The 15,174-nt window shown below is 74.3% G+C and carries 10 protein-coding genes; 5 read left to right on the forward strand and 5 right to left on the reverse strand.

Going from position 1 to position 15,174, the window contains the following annotated elements:
* From ACFV6D_RS37010 to ACFV6D_RS37025, 4 genes are all read right to left on the reverse strand, one after another.
* The coding region (locus tag ACFV6D_RS37010) for a condensation domain-containing protein (RefSeq protein ID WP_380563118.1) at positions 1-1,946 on the reverse strand (1,946 nt) is incomplete at its 3' end.
* Between the two features lie 108 nt (positions 1,947-2,054).
* Positions 2,055-4,358, reverse strand: coding sequence for an ATP-binding cassette domain-containing protein (locus ACFV6D_RS37015; RefSeq protein ID WP_380563120.1), 2,304 nt, complete (start codon positions 4,356-4,358; stop codon positions 2,055-2,057).
* 193 nt (positions 4,359-4,551) lie between these two features.
* The gene (locus ACFV6D_RS37020) at positions 4,552-4,908 is read right to left on the reverse strand and encodes a DUF5132 domain-containing protein (RefSeq protein WP_380563122.1); all 357 of its coding nucleotides are present in this window, start codon (positions 4,906-4,908) and stop codon (positions 4,552-4,554) included.
* Between the two features lie 308 nt (positions 4,909-5,216).
* A complete protein-coding gene (locus tag ACFV6D_RS37025) occupies positions 5,217-6,935 on the reverse strand; it encodes a DUF885 domain-containing protein (protein ID WP_380563124.1) in 1,719 nt (572 codons plus the stop codon).
* A gap of 210 nt (positions 6,936-7,145) precedes the next feature.
* Here ACFV6D_RS37025 and ACFV6D_RS37030 point away from each other — a divergent pair, with 210 nt between their 5' ends.
* The 5 genes from ACFV6D_RS37030 (at position 7,146) to ACFV6D_RS37050 (ending at position 13,833) form a co-directional block, all read left to right on the forward strand.
* A complete protein-coding gene (locus ACFV6D_RS37030; RefSeq protein ID WP_380563126.1) occupies positions 7,146-8,738 on the forward strand; it encodes an ABC transporter substrate-binding protein in 1,593 nt (530 codons plus the stop codon).
* A gap of 65 nt (positions 8,739-8,803) precedes the next feature.
* Positions 8,804-9,766 (forward strand): ABC transporter permease, encoded by a 963-nt coding sequence (locus ACFV6D_RS37035; protein ID WP_380563128.1) that lies wholly within the window; start codon positions 8,804-8,806, stop codon positions 9,764-9,766.
* 7 nt (positions 9,767-9,773) lie between these two features.
* Positions 9,774-11,687 (forward strand): dipeptide/oligopeptide/nickel ABC transporter permease/ATP-binding protein, encoded by a 1,914-nt coding sequence (locus ACFV6D_RS37040; protein ID WP_380563136.1) that lies wholly within the window; start codon positions 9,774-9,776, stop codon positions 11,685-11,687.
* Positions 11,684-12,475 (forward strand): ABC transporter ATP-binding protein, encoded by a 792-nt coding sequence (locus ACFV6D_RS37045; protein ID WP_380563130.1) that lies wholly within the window; start codon positions 11,684-11,686, stop codon positions 12,473-12,475. The genes ACFV6D_RS37040 and ACFV6D_RS37045 overlap by 4 nt, the downstream gene beginning before the upstream one ends.
* Positions 12,472-13,833 (forward strand): NAD(P)/FAD-dependent oxidoreductase, encoded by a 1,362-nt coding sequence (locus ACFV6D_RS37050; protein WP_380563132.1) that lies wholly within the window; start codon positions 12,472-12,474, stop codon positions 13,831-13,833. Before ACFV6D_RS37045 ends, ACFV6D_RS37050 begins: the two co-directional genes overlap by 4 nt.
* On the opposite strand, the gene ACFV6D_RS37055 is transcribed toward ACFV6D_RS37050, so the two are convergent.
* Positions 13,823-14,911: an alpha/beta fold hydrolase gene (locus ACFV6D_RS37055; RefSeq protein ID WP_380563134.1), complete on the reverse strand. Its 1,089-nt coding sequence runs from the start codon at positions 14,909-14,911 to the stop codon at positions 13,823-13,825. The two genes, ACFV6D_RS37050 and ACFV6D_RS37055, sit on opposite strands and share 11 nt — an antisense overlap.
* Positions 14,912-15,174: the final 263 nt, after the last annotated feature.

Genomic DNA, 15,174 nt, shown 5'->3' on the forward strand with positions numbered 1-15,174 from the left:
CCGAGGACCGCCCGGAAGTGCACCTCCCGGAGGTCCGTGAGCAGGTTGAGCAGGCCGCCGTGGGTCGGCGCCACGCCCTTGGGCCGGCCGGTGGAACCGGAGGTGAAGATGACGTACGCCGGGTGGCCCGGGTCGACGGCCGCCATCGGGTCAGCCGCTGACAGACCACTCACCAGGTCGGCCGTCGCCGGGTCGTCGACGACCAGCCGGTCGACGGAACCCTCCCCCGGCAGCCGGCCCTCGCTGAGGGTGTCGGTCACCACCAGGGCCGGGCACGCGTCATCGAGCAGGAGGGCGATCCGGGCGGCCGGGTACTCGGGATCGAGCGGGACGTAGGCCGCCCCGGTCTTGAGCACCGCGAGGATCGCCACCACCAGCTCGGCCGACCTCGGCAGGGCCACCGCCACCGGCCGCTCCGGCCCCGCGCCCCGGGCGACCAGGGCGTTCGCCAGACGGTTCGCCCGCTCGTCCAGCTCCGCAAAGGTCAGAGAAACGTCCCCGCACACCAGCGCCACCAGGTCCGGCGCCGCCCGCACCTGCGCCCGGAACAGCTCCGGCAGGGTTTCAGCCGGGAGCTCGACCGTCGGCCCGGTGCCGAGGGCCAGCAGTTCGCGCTGCTCGTCGGCCCCGATCAGGCCGATGCGGCCGAGCGGCTGCTCCGGGTCGCAGTCCGCGAGGGTGTCCAGCAGGTCGAGCAAACGCCGCTGGTGGCCGAGGAGTTCACTCTCCGTGCACACCTCCGCGCAGGCTCCGAGCTCGATCCTCGGGGCGTACTCGTCACGCCCGCCCACGGCCCAGACCGCCAAGTCGTCGGCGGAGGTACCCAGGGGCGCGTACACCGTGGCGGGCTGCCCGGCGAAACTCGGTTCGGAGTCGAAGGACATGATGTTGACGACCAGTGGGAACGCCGTCTCGATCGTGCCGGCCTGCCCGAGGTCCCGGAGCAGGTCCTCGCTGCGGTACCGCTGGTGCGCCAGCGCGGCGGCGACTTCCCGGTCCACCTGCTCGACCAGTTCCGACCACGGCAGGTCCGGCCGCACCGACAGACGCAGCGGCACGAGGTTCGACACCGCGCCGGGCGTCACCGCCAGCACCGGGTCGCCCACCCGGCCGGTGACGGGAAGGCCGAGCAGCACGTCCCGGGCCCCGGTGAGCCGGTGCGCGTACAGCGCCGTCGCCGCCAGCACGACGCGGGACCAGCGGACGCCCGTCCGCTGTGCCGCGTCGCGCAGCGCCTCGGGGCGCAGCGGTCCGGCCGGCGGGGTGCGCCGCAACCGCGCGGAGGGGCCGCCCGGCCGGCGCTCCGACAGCCGGGTCGGCGCCGGCCGGTCGGCGAACCGTCCAGTCCAGTAGGCACGGTCGGCGAGGTACTGCTCCGAGTCGCGGTAGGCCTCGTCGCTGGCGACCAGGTCGCCCAGCGAGCCGAACGGGGACGGCGACACCGGCCGCCCCTCGGCGAGCGCCGTGTACGCCTGGGCCACCCGCCGGCCCACGACGGAGTACCCGAACCCGTCCATCACCAGGTGGTGGTAGCTCTGGTAGAAGACGGACCGGTCCGGCGCCAGCGTGATCAGCGCGTAGCGGAAGAGCGGGTCGCGGGCGAGGTCCAGCGGCCGGAGCCGGTCCCGGTCCATCCACTCCCGGGCCGCCGCGAGCGGCTCGGCCTCCCCACTGACGTCGACCTGCGCGGGCTCCCACCGCGTGTGCGCGCGGACGACCTGGTGCGGGCCCTCGGCGCCGTCGACGAAGCGCACGTGCAGGGCGTCGACCTCGTCGACGACGCGGCGCAGCGCGGTCTCGAACAGGTCCGGGTCGACCGGCCCGTGGATCTCCAGGTACTCGCCGATGCGGTAGGCCGGAATCGCCGTGCGGGCCCGTTGTTCGGCCAGCCAGATCTCGCGCTGGGCCGCTGTCAGGGGAAGCGTGTCGCCGTCGCGACGGGACATGGGGGTACCTCCAGGAATGTGGGCAGGCGTGAGGACGCGCCGGGGCGCGCCGACCGCGGTGGCGTCACGCGGTCGGCGGGCGGGTGGCGGGTGGCGCGGCTGCTGCGGTCAGGCGGCGAGTTCGCCGGCCTGGAGCTGCCAGAGGGATGCGTAGAGTCCGTGCCGGGCGAGGAGTTCGTCGTGGGTGCCCTGCTCGGCCACGACGCCGCCCTTGTCCATGACGTAGATCCGGTCGGCGTGGCGGACGGTGGAGAGCCGGTGGGCGATGACGACCATCGTCCGGTCGACCGCGAAGCCGCGGAGCGTGCGCTGGATGGCGGCCTCGGTCTCGTTGTCCACGGCGGAGGTGGCCTCGTCGAGGATCACGACCGGCGCGTCCTTGAGGATCGCGCGGGCCAGGGCGATCCGCTGCCGCTGGCCGCCCGAGAGCGCGGCGCCGCGTTCGCCGATCACCGTGTCGTAGCCGTCCGGCAGCGTCGCGATGAAGGTGTGCGCCTCGGCCGTCGCGGCCGCTTCGACGACGGCCTCGTCGGAGGCGGCGAAGCTGCCGTAGCGGATGTTGTCGGCGATGCTGCCGTCGAAGAGGAACGGGTCCTGGGCGACGAACCCGATGGCGTTGCGCAGGTCGCGGCGCGGCACGTCGGACACGTCCCGCCCGTCGAGCAGCACGCTGCCGGACTCAGCGTCCTGGAAGCGCATCAGCAGCTTGGCGATGGTCGTCTTGCCGGAGCCGGTGGCGCCGACGAGGGCGGTGACCTGCCCGGCGGGGATGGTCAGCGAGAGGTTCTCCAGCGCCGGCGGCCGGCCGGGGTAGGCGAAGGTCACGTCGTCGAGGACGATCTCACCCTGGATCTTCTCGATGTCGAGCGGTCCGCCGGTGCCTTCGGCCTCGACGGGCAGGGCCCGCAGCCGCTGGACCCGGTCGTAGGCGGCCAGGGTGCGCTGGTACTGGTCGACGATGCCGCCGAGCCGGCTCATCCGGAACAGCACCATCTGGGGCAGCCCGATCAACGGGCTGAACACCTCGAAGCGCAGCGTGCCGTTGAGCACCGCGCGGCCGCCGACCAGCAGGGTGCCGGCCATCGAGGCGGTCGTGCAGGCCCGGACGGTCTCGGCGTGGCGGATCGTGCTCCGGTCGGTCTGGTGCCGGCTGTCCTGGGCGACCGCGCTCAACCCGTCGATGCGTTCGGCCTCGTAGTCCTCGGTGCAGAAGCTCTTGACGGTGGCACCGGCCTCCAGCGTGTTGACCAGCTGGCTGTGCAGCCGGGCCCGGTGCTCACCGGAGACGGCGTAGTCGGCCGCGACCTTCTCCTGGTAGCGGAAGGAGAGCCAGGCGATGACCGGGATGGGCAGGAACGCGATCCAGGCGATCTGCGGCGCCATCAGCAGGAACACCGGCACCAGGATGGCCAGACTGGTGCCCAGGTGCAGCACGTCGTTGGCCGAGGTCGCGAAGAACGCGCCCAGCTGACCGACGTCCTCGGTGAGCGCACCGGCCACCCGACTGGTCCGCTCGCCCTCCAGGTGCCGCAGTTCGAGGTGCTGGACGTGGGCGTACGTCCGGCTGCGCCAGTCGTGCTCGATGTCCTGGCCGAGCGCGCGCCACTGCAGGTTCGACGCGTACGACAGGCCCGCCACGGCGGCGCAGGCGGCCGCCACCAGCCCGGCCAGACCCCAGAGTTGGGCGGACGCGGTGGCCAGGCCGAGGCTGACCAGCGGCGCGGCCTCGCCCTTGATGAGCACCAGTCCCGTCCAGCCGAGGAAGGTGCCCAGCGCCATCTCCGAGACCTGGCAGGCGACGGAGAGCGCGCAGGCGCGGCGCAGCCGTCGGCGGTGCGGTCCGACGATCTCCAGCAGGGGGTGGCGTTCGGCTCCGGCCCCGGACAGCTCCCGGGTCGTGTCGACCGTCCGGCGCCAGGCCTTCCGGGCGACCGCCGCGGTCGCCGCCGCCACACCGCCCAGCGCGACCAGCTGCCTGCTCAGCGCCGACCCGCGGATCAGCGCGACACCGGCCGCCACGCCGCCCCCGACGGCGAGCACCGGACGCACGACGACGCCGCGGTCCACCCGCGGAGCCGGTTGGGCGCCGGGCCGGTCGGGCGCCCGGTGTCCCGCGCCGGCCGGGCCCTGCGCGACCAGCGTGACGGCTCTGCGGACGATCCGGCCGACGTCCGCGGCACTCACCCGCGCGTCGTGCCGGACGAGGACCCCACCGGTGACCGGGCTGGCCTGCGCCTCGCTGATCCCGGGGACGCGCCGCAGGGCCGCGGCGAGGACTTCGGCCGTCCGGGGCCGCCCGAGGACCAGCTTGACGTCCCAGCGCTGCCGGCCCGGAATGACCGAGCGCGGGCGCACGTCCACGTCCACGTCCACGGAGCGGTATCCGGCTGCGGCACCCAGCAGAGAGGGCATGTGTACGATCACCTGTTTGCGGAGGTCGCGAGAAAGACCGTCACGGGCAGGACGGAATCGCTGCGACGAAGTGGGAATTCTTGAGGGGAAACTGCTGCTACCGAAAGGCCCGCAGCCGACCGCCGCGCGGGAGCCTCATTCCGAATCGACCGGAATGTGCGCTCACGCGGCGGCCGGGTCGCCGGGCGGGCCTTCAGCTCACCTTGCCCGCGCCGGCGCCCACGCGGATCTTCGGGCTCCTCGCCTCGGCTTCGGCCCGGGCGGCGGCCTCGTCCTTCCCGCTGCTCGGGGTGGCGCCCTCGGCGGCGCGCTGGCCGTCACCCGAGGGGGCTGCTCCGTCGCCGGCGGAGACCTGCGCCGCCACCACCTCGGCGGCCACCTCGGCCGCGAGGTCGTGGATGTTCTCTCCGGCCTCGTGGGCCGCCTTCTTCACCTCAAGGACGAGGCCGACGGACGTCTTGACGACGCCTCGCACCAGCGGCTTGAGGAGACGCTTGGCCAGTGGCGCGACGATGAGGCCGACCAGGAAGGGCGGTACTAGGGGCGGCATGATGCTCCATCCTCTCTACGCGGACGTATGACAGGGACCCCGGGCAACTGCGGACGCACCGGAGCACCGCAGGACTAGGCGGACGGAAGCACCCGACTGCGGAATTCGACGTTCCCCGCCGGATTTCCCGCCGGAATGAATTCCGCACTCGATGGATCAACCGCCCGCTCTCGCTTCACCGTAGTCGAGCCGGGTCCATCGAAGCCAAACCTTCTCATCCGGTTTCACTCGTGCGAGTGCTCTCGGCCCGTTTTTGTAGCTCGGATTAACGAACAAACGCCCACCCGACAATCCGCTTATATTCTTTTTCACTCATCGGGCCTGCCGAGTTCACGTGCCACCCGCCGCCGGAGGGCGGGAAACGGCAGCCCACCGCCGCCCAGGACCGCCTCGTGGAAGGCCCGCACCTCGAACCCGCCGCCCGGACCGGCCTCGGCCCCCTCCCGCAGTCGGGCGAACTCCAGATACCCCGCACGGTAGGACAGCGCCTGCCCGGGCAGATCCGTCGAGTACCGCAGCAGGTCCGAGGCGATCTGGGCGTCCGCCTCGGTGGAGTTGGCGCGCATGAAGTCCCACGCCTGCTCCAGCCCCATGGTGCCGAGGTTGAGCCCGGTGTCGACGACGAGGCGCTGCGCGGTGAACCGCTCCTGCGCAAGGCGCCCGTACGCGTCCCACGGGTCGTCGTAGAGGCCCATCTCCCAGCCCAGACCGGCCGCGTACTCGGCCCAGCCCTCGTTGAACGCGCTGAACCCGGCCACTTCACGGCGCAGCCGGGGCAACGACCGGTTCTCCGCCTGGCGGGCCAGGTGGAAGTGGTGGCCCGGAGCCAGCTCGTGGTAGATCAGCGAGGCCGCGCCCAGCAGCGACCGCCCTTCCAGCCCCGCGCCGTTGTAGCGGTAGCGCCCGACCGGGTCCGCCGCCGTGGGCTGCTGGTAGTACCCGAACGTCAGCCCCGCCTCCAGCGCCGGATCCAGCCGGGCCAGCCCGTACGGGGCGCCCGGCAGCGCGGCGAACCACCGCGGCAGCAGCGGCGCCAGCCGGTCGAGGTACCGGCGGTAGCGGTCCTCGACCTCCTCCGGCGTGCGGGCGTACAGCCGGGGCTCGCTCCGCAACCGCTCGTGGAACTCCTCCTCGGGGCCCGGGAATCCGAGGGCGGTACGGACCTCCCGCATCCGCTCGGCCAGTTCGCGGCACTGCTCGCGGCCGAGCTCGTGCAGCCGCTCGGGCGGCGTCCCCCCGCCCGTGTGCGTCCGGACGAACTCCCGGTACGCCTCCTCACCGCCTTCGTAGCGCGCCCAGCCCACGGCCTGCGGCGCCTCGCGCAGCTGGTCCGGACCGTCGACGACGGCGAGCAGGCCGTCGAAGGCCGGCAGCAGCTCGGCTTCCACCAGCCGCCGCACGCCGTCTCGGACGCGTCCGCGCTCGGCCGGCCCCAGCCCGCCGAGCCGGCCCTCGTCCACCTCGACGCGCTCCGCCACCGACGCCCGCAGACCCGCGAGGGTGGCGCGCACCCCGGGCAGGGCCGGGGCGGGCACCCGGAAGCCGCGCACGGCCTGCCCCGCCGCCTTGTCGCCGATCGAGCCGACCACCCGGGCCAGCTCGCGCACGAGCACCAAGTACCTTTCGGCGTCCGACGGTTGGTCGAAACGGTGGGGCCGCAGGGCGGCATCGACGTACTGCGACAACGGGAACAGCCGGTACGGCGTGACGGCGGGCGTCAGCCAGTAGCAGCGGTGGGCCCGCAGCTCCTGCTCGGCCGACCCGACGAGGAAGGCGGCCGTATCGGCATCGGCTCCGCAGAGCTCCGCGCCGTCGAGCGCCCGGGCTCCCTCCACGACCACCCGGACCCGCTCCACGACGCCCGCGGCGAACCGCGCCCGCTCCTCGGCCTCGGCCGGCGACTCCCTCGGCAGCGACTCGACCGGGAGCCCCTGCCGGGCCCGCAGCAGCGGGTCGCGCTCCAGCAGGAACTCCCAGTAGCGGTCCGCCAGCCGACCGATCTCCCGGCCCGGTTCATTCGTCCTCATCCGGCCATCCTGTCGAGGACGCGCCGCCCGGCCACCCCGGTCCGCGGACAACCGGCCACGGCATCCCCCTAACGGGTGAACCGGATCGGCCCCCGCCACCCGCGCCCCGTTCCGCCCGCCAAGGCGGCACACGGCCAAGACCTTTCGAACAGGCTTGCCGTACAGGTGAGTTGACTCGCCAGCGCCAGCACTCGGTGGCACCATGACGCCATGCCCCGTCGCCCCCTGCCGGTCCCGCTGGCGGCTGCCCTGACCACCGTGGCCGTCGCGGCCGGCACACTCACCGGCTGCGGCGGCGTCGCCCCCTCCTCCACGACCGGTCCCCTCGTGGACCGCGGGACCGTACGGATCGCGGCCGCCAGCGAGACGCCCAGCTTCAACCCGTACACGGCCTTCGGCGCCGCTCCGGCCCGCTACGCCTACGACTCGCTGGTCAACGTCTCCGCCGACGCCACCCTGGTCTCCGGCCTGGCCTCCTCCTGGGAGGCCACCACCACCACGGCCGCCTTCACCCTCCGCCCGGGAATCACCTGCTCCGACGGCACCCCCCTCACCGCCACGGCCGTCGCCCGCGCACTCACCTACGCCGGCGACCCGGCCCACCAGCTCGCCGGCGCCCAGACCGTCCTGCCCACCGTCCCGTACACCGCAAGCGCCGACGACTCGACCGGCACCGTGACGGCGACCACCACCGCCCCCTTCCCGTTCCTCACCCGCACCCTCGGACTGCTACCGATCGTCTGCCCCGCCGGCCTCGACCGGCCCCAGTCGCTGGACCGCTCCACCCGGGGCACCGGACCGTACGTGCTGACCCACTACACCCCGGGCGGGCCGTACGAGTTCACCGTGCGCGACGACTACACCTGGGGGCCCGCCGGGGCGACCACCGCGGAACCCGGCCTCCCCGCCCACATCGTCATCTCCGTGCTGCCCCAGGCCTCCACCGCCGCCAACCTGCTACTCACCGGCGGCATCGACATCGCGAGCGTCAACGGACCCGACCGCGCCCGGCTCACCGACCACGGCCTGGCCACCGCCGACGTGGCCACCGTCATCGGGCTGACCTTCTTCAACCAGCGCCCCGGCCGCCCCCTCGCCGACCCGGCCCTGCGCCGGGCCCTGGTCTCCGCACTCGACCGCCAAGGGCTCGCCAACGTCGCCGTCGGCGGCACCGGCACCCCCGCCACCGACTTCGGCGCGCAAGGCGCCGTCTGCCACGCCGACCTCGCCGCCGCCAACCTGCCCGCACAGGACGCCACCGAGGCGCTGCGCGCCGCCGGCTGGACCCGCGCCGCCGACGCCCGACTGACGAAGAACGGCCGACCGCTCCGGCTGCGCCTGATCACCAGCCCCGACCTCGGCCCGACGCTGGCACCCGTCGCCGAGCTGATGGCCCGCTCCTGGACGGCCCTGGGCGCGGACGTCAAGCTGGTCACCGAGAGCCTGCCCGCCCTCGTCAACGCCATGTACCAGACCGGCGACTTCGACGTCGTCGTCGGCACCTCCCCCGGCTTCGCCCTGCCCGTCGGCTTCATCCCGTTCTTCTCCGGCCCGCCCCCCGCGCAGGGCCTCAACTTCGCGGGCGTGGCCAATCCCGCATACGACGCCCTGGTCGCCCAGGCCCTTCGGGAGCCGGACACCGCGGGCTGCGCCACCTGGAACCGGGCCGCCGCCGCGCTCTTCCGCTCCGCCGACGCCCTGCCGATCGCCGACGGCCGCAGCACCGTGTACGGGCACAGCACCACCTTCGCCACGACCTTCGGCGGCCAGGTCATCCCCACCAGCATCCGCCTGCACCGATGACCGGGGGATCCCGCGTGACCGCACCCCGTCGTTCGCCGCCTCTGCCGCGTCTGCCGCGGCACCTCATGCCCCGTCTCCTGCGGCACCCGTGGACGGTGTTCCTCGGCCGGCGCACCGCCCGACTGCTCCTCTCCCTCGGGGTCGTGCTCACCGCCTCGTTCGCGATGATCCGCCTGGTGCCCGGAGACCCGGTCCGCGCGGCGCTCGGCGTCGACGCCTCCCCCGCCCTCGTGGCCGCACGCCGGCACCAACTCGGGCTCGACGAACCCTTCCTGACCCAGTACCGGCACTATGTCGACGGCCTCGTGCACGGCGACCTCGGCGCCTCGCTGGTCACCTCGACACCGGTCGCGGAGCTCGTCCGCACCCGGCTGCCGGCCACCCTCGAAATCGCCGGCCTGGCCTTCCTCGTCACCCTCGCCGTCGCCCTGCCCTGCGGCCTGCTCGCCGCCGTCCGCACCCGGGACGGCCGGCACCCGCGCAGCGAACTGGCGTTCACCACGCTCACCGCCGGCCTGGCCGGGATCCCCGACTTCGTCCTGGCCGCCGGGCTCACCGCGCTGCTGGCCGTCGGCCTCCAACTGCTGCCGGTGGCCGGCACGGCGGGCGCCGGATCCTTCGTCCTGCCGGTCCTCGCGCTCTCCGTCGCGCCCACCGCCGTCCTGGTGCGCATCGTCCGGGTGGAGGCGCTGAAAGTGCTGTCCGAGGACTACCTGCGCACCGCCCGCGGAAAACGGCTGTCACCGCTACGCCGCTACCTGCGGCACGCGGCGCCGAACATGGCCACCGCCGCACTCACCGTCGCCGGAGGCCTGCTGCCCGCCCTGATCGCCGGCACCGTGCTGGTGGAGAAGGTCTTCGCCTGGCCGGGCATCGGTTCGGCCCTGGCGCAGTCCGTGAGCTCGCAGGACTACCCGGTGATCCAGGCGATGGTGCTGATCCTGGGCACGACCGTCCTGCTCGCCGCGCTCCTGGTCGACGTGCTGCTGGCGCTGCTCGACCCGCGCTCGACGATCCGGGAGAGCTGAGGTGCCGATGCCCCTTCCCACCAGGTACCTCCGCTCGCCCATGGCCTGGGCCTCCACCGCCATGCTGGCCTCTCTGATCGTGCTCGCGCTGGCCGGCCCGCTCCTCTGGGGCGCGGCGGCGGACCTCCCCGACCCCTCGGCAGTGCTGCAAGGCCCCTCCACCGCCCACCCCTTCGGCACCGACAACCTCGGACGGGACCTGCTCGCCCGGGTCCTCACCGCCACCCGGCCCTCCCTGCTGCTCGCGCTGGCCGCGACCGCGATCGGCGCGAGCACCGGCATCCTCCTCGGCGCGTCCACCGCCGTCGTCGGCCCCCGCGCCCGCCGCCTGCTCGCGGCAGTGATCAACCTCCTACTCGCCTTCCCCGCACTCCTGGTCGCGCTCTTCCTCGCGGTCGTGTTCGGCGCGGGCGCGGCCGGGGCGATGCTCGCCCTCGCCGTCGCCGGTGTACCCGGCTTCGCCCGGCTCGCCCAGACACTCGCCGCCGCCGTCGCGGGCACCGACCACCTGGCCTCGGCCCGGGTCCTCGGCCTGCGCCGGCACCGGCTGCTGTGGCGGCACGTCCTGCCCAACATCGCCGAACCGCTGCTGCTGAGCGCGACCACGGCGGCGGGCACCTCCCTGGTCGCGCTCTCCGGGCTGAGCTTCCTCGGCCTGGGCGTCCAACCGCCCGGCTACGACTGGGGGCAACTGCTCAACCAGGGGCTCGACCGGATCTACGCCCAGCCGCTGCCCGCCCTCGCCCCCGGCCTGGCCATCCTCTACGCGGCGGTGACGTTCCAACTGCTCGGCGAGGTCCTGGCAGGAGGCGCCGCCCGGCGCAACTCGGCGGGCCGTACGCCCCTGCGACCGAGTACACCGGTTGGGCCGAGCCTGCCGATCCCGCCGAGCGGGCCCGCCGAGGACAGTCTCGTGCTCCAGGTCGAGGAGCTGAGCGTCGAACTCCCCACCCCCGACGGCGTGATCCGGCCCGTTCGCGGCGTGAGCCTCTCCCTGCGGCCGGGCGAGATCGTCGGGCTCGTCGGCGAGTCCGGCTCCGGCAAGTCGCTCACCGCGCTCGCGATCGCCGACCTGCTCCCCGAGCGCGCCCGGGTCTCCCACCGCACCCTCCGGCTGCTCGGCGCCGACCTGGACGCCATGACGCCGAAACAGCGCGACCGGCACCTCGCGACCGGCCTGGCCATGGTCTTCCAGAACCCGGCCACGGCACTCAACCCGTCACTCCGGATCGCCACCCAGCTCACCGAGGCACCCCGCACCCACCTCGGCACGAGCCGCACCCAGGCCCTGCGGGACGCCGAGGACGCCCTGCACCGGGTGGCCCTGCCCCCCACCCTGCTGCGGGCCCGCCCCCACCAGCTCTCCGGCGGCCAGCGCCAACGCGTCATGATCGCCGCCGGCCTGATGATGCGGCCCGGCCTGATCATCGCCGACGAGCCGACGACCGCCCTCGACACCACCGTGCAGCGACAGATCACCGACCTGCTCTCCGACCTGCGGCGGGACACCTCCGCCGCCGTCCTGTTCATCAGCCACGACATCGCGCTCGTGAGCGGATTCTGCGAACGCGTCCTGGTGATGTACGCGGGCTCCATCGTCGAGGCCCTCCCCGCCGACCGGCTCGCCACCGCCGCCCGGCACCCCTACACCCGGGCCCTGGTCGCCTCGGTGCCGGACCTCACCGCGGACCGCGACCGGCCGCTGCCCACCGTGGCGGGCGCGCCGCCCGACCCGATCGCCCCCACCCCGGGCTGCCCGTTCGAGCCCCGCTGCCCGTACCGGCTGGACCGCTGCACCCGGGAGGCTCCGCAACTGGACGACGTCGACGCGCTCCAGCGGGTCGCCTGCTGGAACCCCCCGCCGGTGGAGGCAACAGCAGACCAGGCTACGGAACATCAGGTGGAGGCGGACCCGTCATGACCAGCCTGCGGCTCTGCGACCTCACCGTCCGCCACCACGGCCCGCGCGGCCCGGTCACCGCCGTGGACCGCGTCTCCCTGGAGGTCCCGGCCGGCACCACGCTCGGGCTCGTCGGCGAGTCCGGCTCGGGAAAGTCGACCCTGGCCCGCGCGATCGTCGGGCTCGCCCCCGTGCACGGGGGCCGGGTCCTCGTCGACGGCCAGGACGTCCGGGTCCGTACCGTCCGCGCCCGGCGCCGGCTCGGCCGCCTGGTCCAGATCGTCCTCCAGGACCCGGACACCGCGCTCGACCCCCGGATGACCGTCCGCCAGAGCCTCGTCGAGGCCGCCACCGTCTTCCACCGGCTCGACCGGCCGGCCCGTACCGAGCGCGTCGCCGAGCTGCTCGACCTCGTCGGACTGGACCCCCGGCTCGCCGGCCGCCTGCCCCGGCAGCTGTCCGGCGGCCAGCGCCAACGGGTCGCCGTCGCCCGCGCCCTGGCCGTCGGCCCCGGACTCCTGATCGCCGACGAGATCACCTCGGCGCTCGACGTCTCGGTGCAGGCGTCCGTCCTCAACACGATCCGCGAACTCCAGCAACGGCTCGGCCTGTCCATGCTGTTCATCGGCCACAACCTGCCCGCGGTCTGCTACGTCTCCGATACGGTGGCGGTGATGCGGCTCGGTCGGATCGTCGAAACGGGCCCCACCGACGCCCTCCTGCGCGACCCGCAGCACCCCTACACGCGGGAGCTCCTCGCCTCCGTTCCCCGCCTGTCCGGCCCACCACCCTCCCGGAGGTCCCGATGACCGTCGACCGACCCGACGCGGTGGTGGTCGGGGCCGGGGTGATCGGCACCGCCGTCGCCCTCGAACTCGCCCGCACCGGACGGCAGGTGGTCGTCGTGGACAAGGCCGGCGCCCCCGGCCACGGATCGACCGGCGCGTCCAGCGCGATCGTCCGGTTCAACTACTCCACCTTCGACGGCGTCGCCACGGCCTGGGAATCCCTCCACCTGTGGGCGTCCTGGCCCGAGCACCTCGGGCTCACCACCGGCCGCCGCCCGCTCGCGGCCTTCCGCCGCACCGGCGCCGTGCTGCTCGACCCGCCCTTCCCCGAACCCGCCGACACCGCGGCCCTGTTCGACCTGGCCGGCGTCCCGTACGAGCGGTGGGACACCGCCGCCCTGCGCGAGCGCCTGCCCGGGATCGACACCGGACGGTACTGGCCGCCGAAGCCCGTGGACGACGACGCCTTCTTCGACGGCCCGGCCGGCGAGCTCGGTGCCCTGTTCACCCCGGACGCCGGGTTCGTCGACGACCCGCAGCTCGCGGCCCAGAACCTCGCCGATGCGGCGGGCGAGCTGGGTGCGCGCTTCCTGTTCCACCGCACCGTGGTGGCTGTCGACCGGCGCTCGGACCGCGTGGCGGGCCTCCGCCTGGCCGACGGGGCCCGGATCGCCGCGCCGGTCGTGGTCAACGCCGCCGGCCCGTGGTCGGGAGGCCTCAACCGGCTGGCGGGTGTCGGCAGCGACTTCACCATCGGGGTACGTCCCCTGCGCGAGGAGGTCCACCAGATCGCCGCGCCCGACAGCTCCACCACCGGCGCCACCACCGGCGCCACCACCGACCCCGCCACCGGCCCCACCGCCGGCTCCGGGCCGCTTCCCGTCGTCGCCGACGTCGACCTCGGCACCTACCTGCGCCCGGCCGCCGGGGGCCGCCTGCTCATCGGCGGCACCCAGCCGGCCTGCGACCCGCCGGAGTGGATCGACGACCCGGACGAGGCCGACCCGCGCCCCACCGCCCACCGCTTCCGCACCCAGGTGACCCGCGCGGCCCGCCGCTTCCCCGGGATCACCGTCCCCAGCCGGCCCGTCGGCGTCGCGGGCGTGTACGACGTCGCCGACGACTGGACCCCGATCTACGACCGCACCGCCCTCGACGGCTACTACGTCGCCATGGGCACGAGCGGCAACCAGTTCAAGAACGCGCCGCTGGTGGGCCGCTACCTCGCGACCCTGATCGACCTGGTCGAAGCCGGCCACGACCACGACGGCGACCCGGTCCGCTACCACTGCGAGCACACCGGCAACGTCGTGGACCTGGGCGCGTTCTCCCGCCGCCGCCCGGTCCGGACCGGCTCCGCCCGCACGGTCATGGGCTGAGGGTGCGCAGTTCGCTCACCAGATCCGCGACCACCCCGACCACGAACCCGGGCTCCTCGGTCGGGAAGTCATGGCCGGTTCCCGCCGGCGTGTGCACCACCCGGGACACGGTCGACGCCGCCAGGTACCGGGTCCGGGCCCCGAGGTAGAACCGGCCGATCCGCTCGGCCTCGGCGGCGTCCCCGGCGGCGGCCAGCACCGTCTCCCCGCCCGTGAGGTCGCGGGGTATGACCAGCACCAGCGGCAGGTCGCCGAGGTCCCCGTCGTAGACCACGGTCTCCCAGCCCACCTCCGCCAGGCCGGCGGGCGAGAGCTCCGCGAAGATCGACGCGGCGGCGCAGTACTGGCCGGTCCGGCCGCCACGGCCGCGGCCCCGGTGAGCACCGAACAGGTGCCGCACCGCCGTCAGCAGGAACTCCCGGCGCATGCCCGCGACCAGCCGGTTGGGCGGCGCGAAGGCGATGACCTCCAGGGGCGTCGGATCCAGCAGCACGAGTCCGGCCACCAGATCCGGCCGCCGCCTGGCGGCATTCGCGACCAGCAGCCCGCCGAAGGAATGGCCGACGAACACGTACGGGGCCCGCTCCCCCGCCGCCTCCAGCGCGGCCACCAGCTCCTCCGCCTCGGCCGCCGTCGTCCTCGGGAAGGGCCCGACGTCACTCCAGCCCGAGCCGAACCGGTCGACCAGCACCGAGCGGGTCCGGGCCGCCATCATCGTGTGCAGCTGCCCGAACTCCTCGCCCGGCGCGTGCCCGCCCGGCATCCAGACCACCGTCGGCCCGTCCCCGGCAACCCCCTCCGCGAGGACGTGCATCCGGCGCCCGCCCACCCCGACCAGCCGCCCCGGCTCCCCGCCCGCCCCCACTCCCCGGCCCACCAGCACCAGATGCCGCACCGCGCCGACCGCCAGCACCACACCCACAGCCACCACTAAGCACCCGAGCGCCACCAGCCAGCCCGCACCGCCCCCGACCAGCCCGGCCCCCACGCCCACCACCAGCACCGCGACCGGCACTCCCAGCCAGTCCCGGCTCAGCAACGCGAGCAGGGCATCCGCCACCCGTCCGTTCCGGCGCATCGGTCCTCCAGGGCATCCGAGAGGCGACCTCTCCCCCTGTTCTTCCCGCATCCACCCGCGCCGACGCGCCCCCCACGAACACGCATGCGACACCCCGGGGCCTGTCCGTCCTGCGCCCCGCCGCCGTGCGCTGCCCATCGGGAAAGAGCCGGCCACCAGGCCACGGCCCCGGAAATGCAAAGAACCCCCATCCGGTTTCCCGGATGGGGGTTCTCTGTGAATGATTGTTCGGCGGCGTCCTACTCTCCCACAGGGTCCCCCCT

It is taken from the genome of Kitasatospora sp. NPDC059812 (genome assembly GCF_042732075.1).
Classification (GTDB): Bacteria; Actinomycetota; Actinomycetes; order Streptomycetales; family Streptomycetaceae; genus Kitasatospora.

Bases quoted from the DNA above. Each gene is read 5' to 3' on its own strand.
- ACFV6D_RS37015 (WP_380563120.1), bottom strand. From the start codon at position 4,358: ATGCCCTCTCTGCTGGGTGCCGCAGCCGGATACCGCTCCGTGGACGTG.
- ACFV6D_RS37020 (WP_380563122.1), bottom strand. From the start codon at position 4,908: ATGCCGCCCCTAGTACCGCCCTTCCTGGTCGGCCTCATCGTCGCGCCA.
- ACFV6D_RS37025 (WP_380563124.1), bottom strand. From the start codon at position 6,935: ATGAGGACGAATGAACCGGGCCGGGAGATCGGTCGGCTGGCGGACCGC.
- ACFV6D_RS37030 (WP_380563126.1), top strand. From the start codon at position 7,146: ATGCCCCGTCGCCCCCTGCCGGTCCCGCTGGCGGCTGCCCTGACCACC.
- ACFV6D_RS37035 (WP_380563128.1), top strand. From the start codon at position 8,804: ATGCCCCGTCTCCTGCGGCACCCGTGGACGGTGTTCCTCGGCCGGCGC.
- ACFV6D_RS37040 (WP_380563136.1), top strand. From the start codon at position 9,774: ATGCCCCTTCCCACCAGGTACCTCCGCTCGCCCATGGCCTGGGCCTCC.
- ACFV6D_RS37045 (WP_380563130.1), top strand. From the start codon at position 11,684: ATGACCAGCCTGCGGCTCTGCGACCTCACCGTCCGCCACCACGGCCCG.
- ACFV6D_RS37050 (WP_380563132.1), top strand. From the start codon at position 12,472: ATGACCGTCGACCGACCCGACGCGGTGGTGGTCGGGGCCGGGGTGATC.
- ACFV6D_RS37055 (WP_380563134.1), bottom strand. From the start codon at position 14,911: ATGCGCCGGAACGGACGGGTGGCGGATGCCCTGCTCGCGTTGCTGAGC.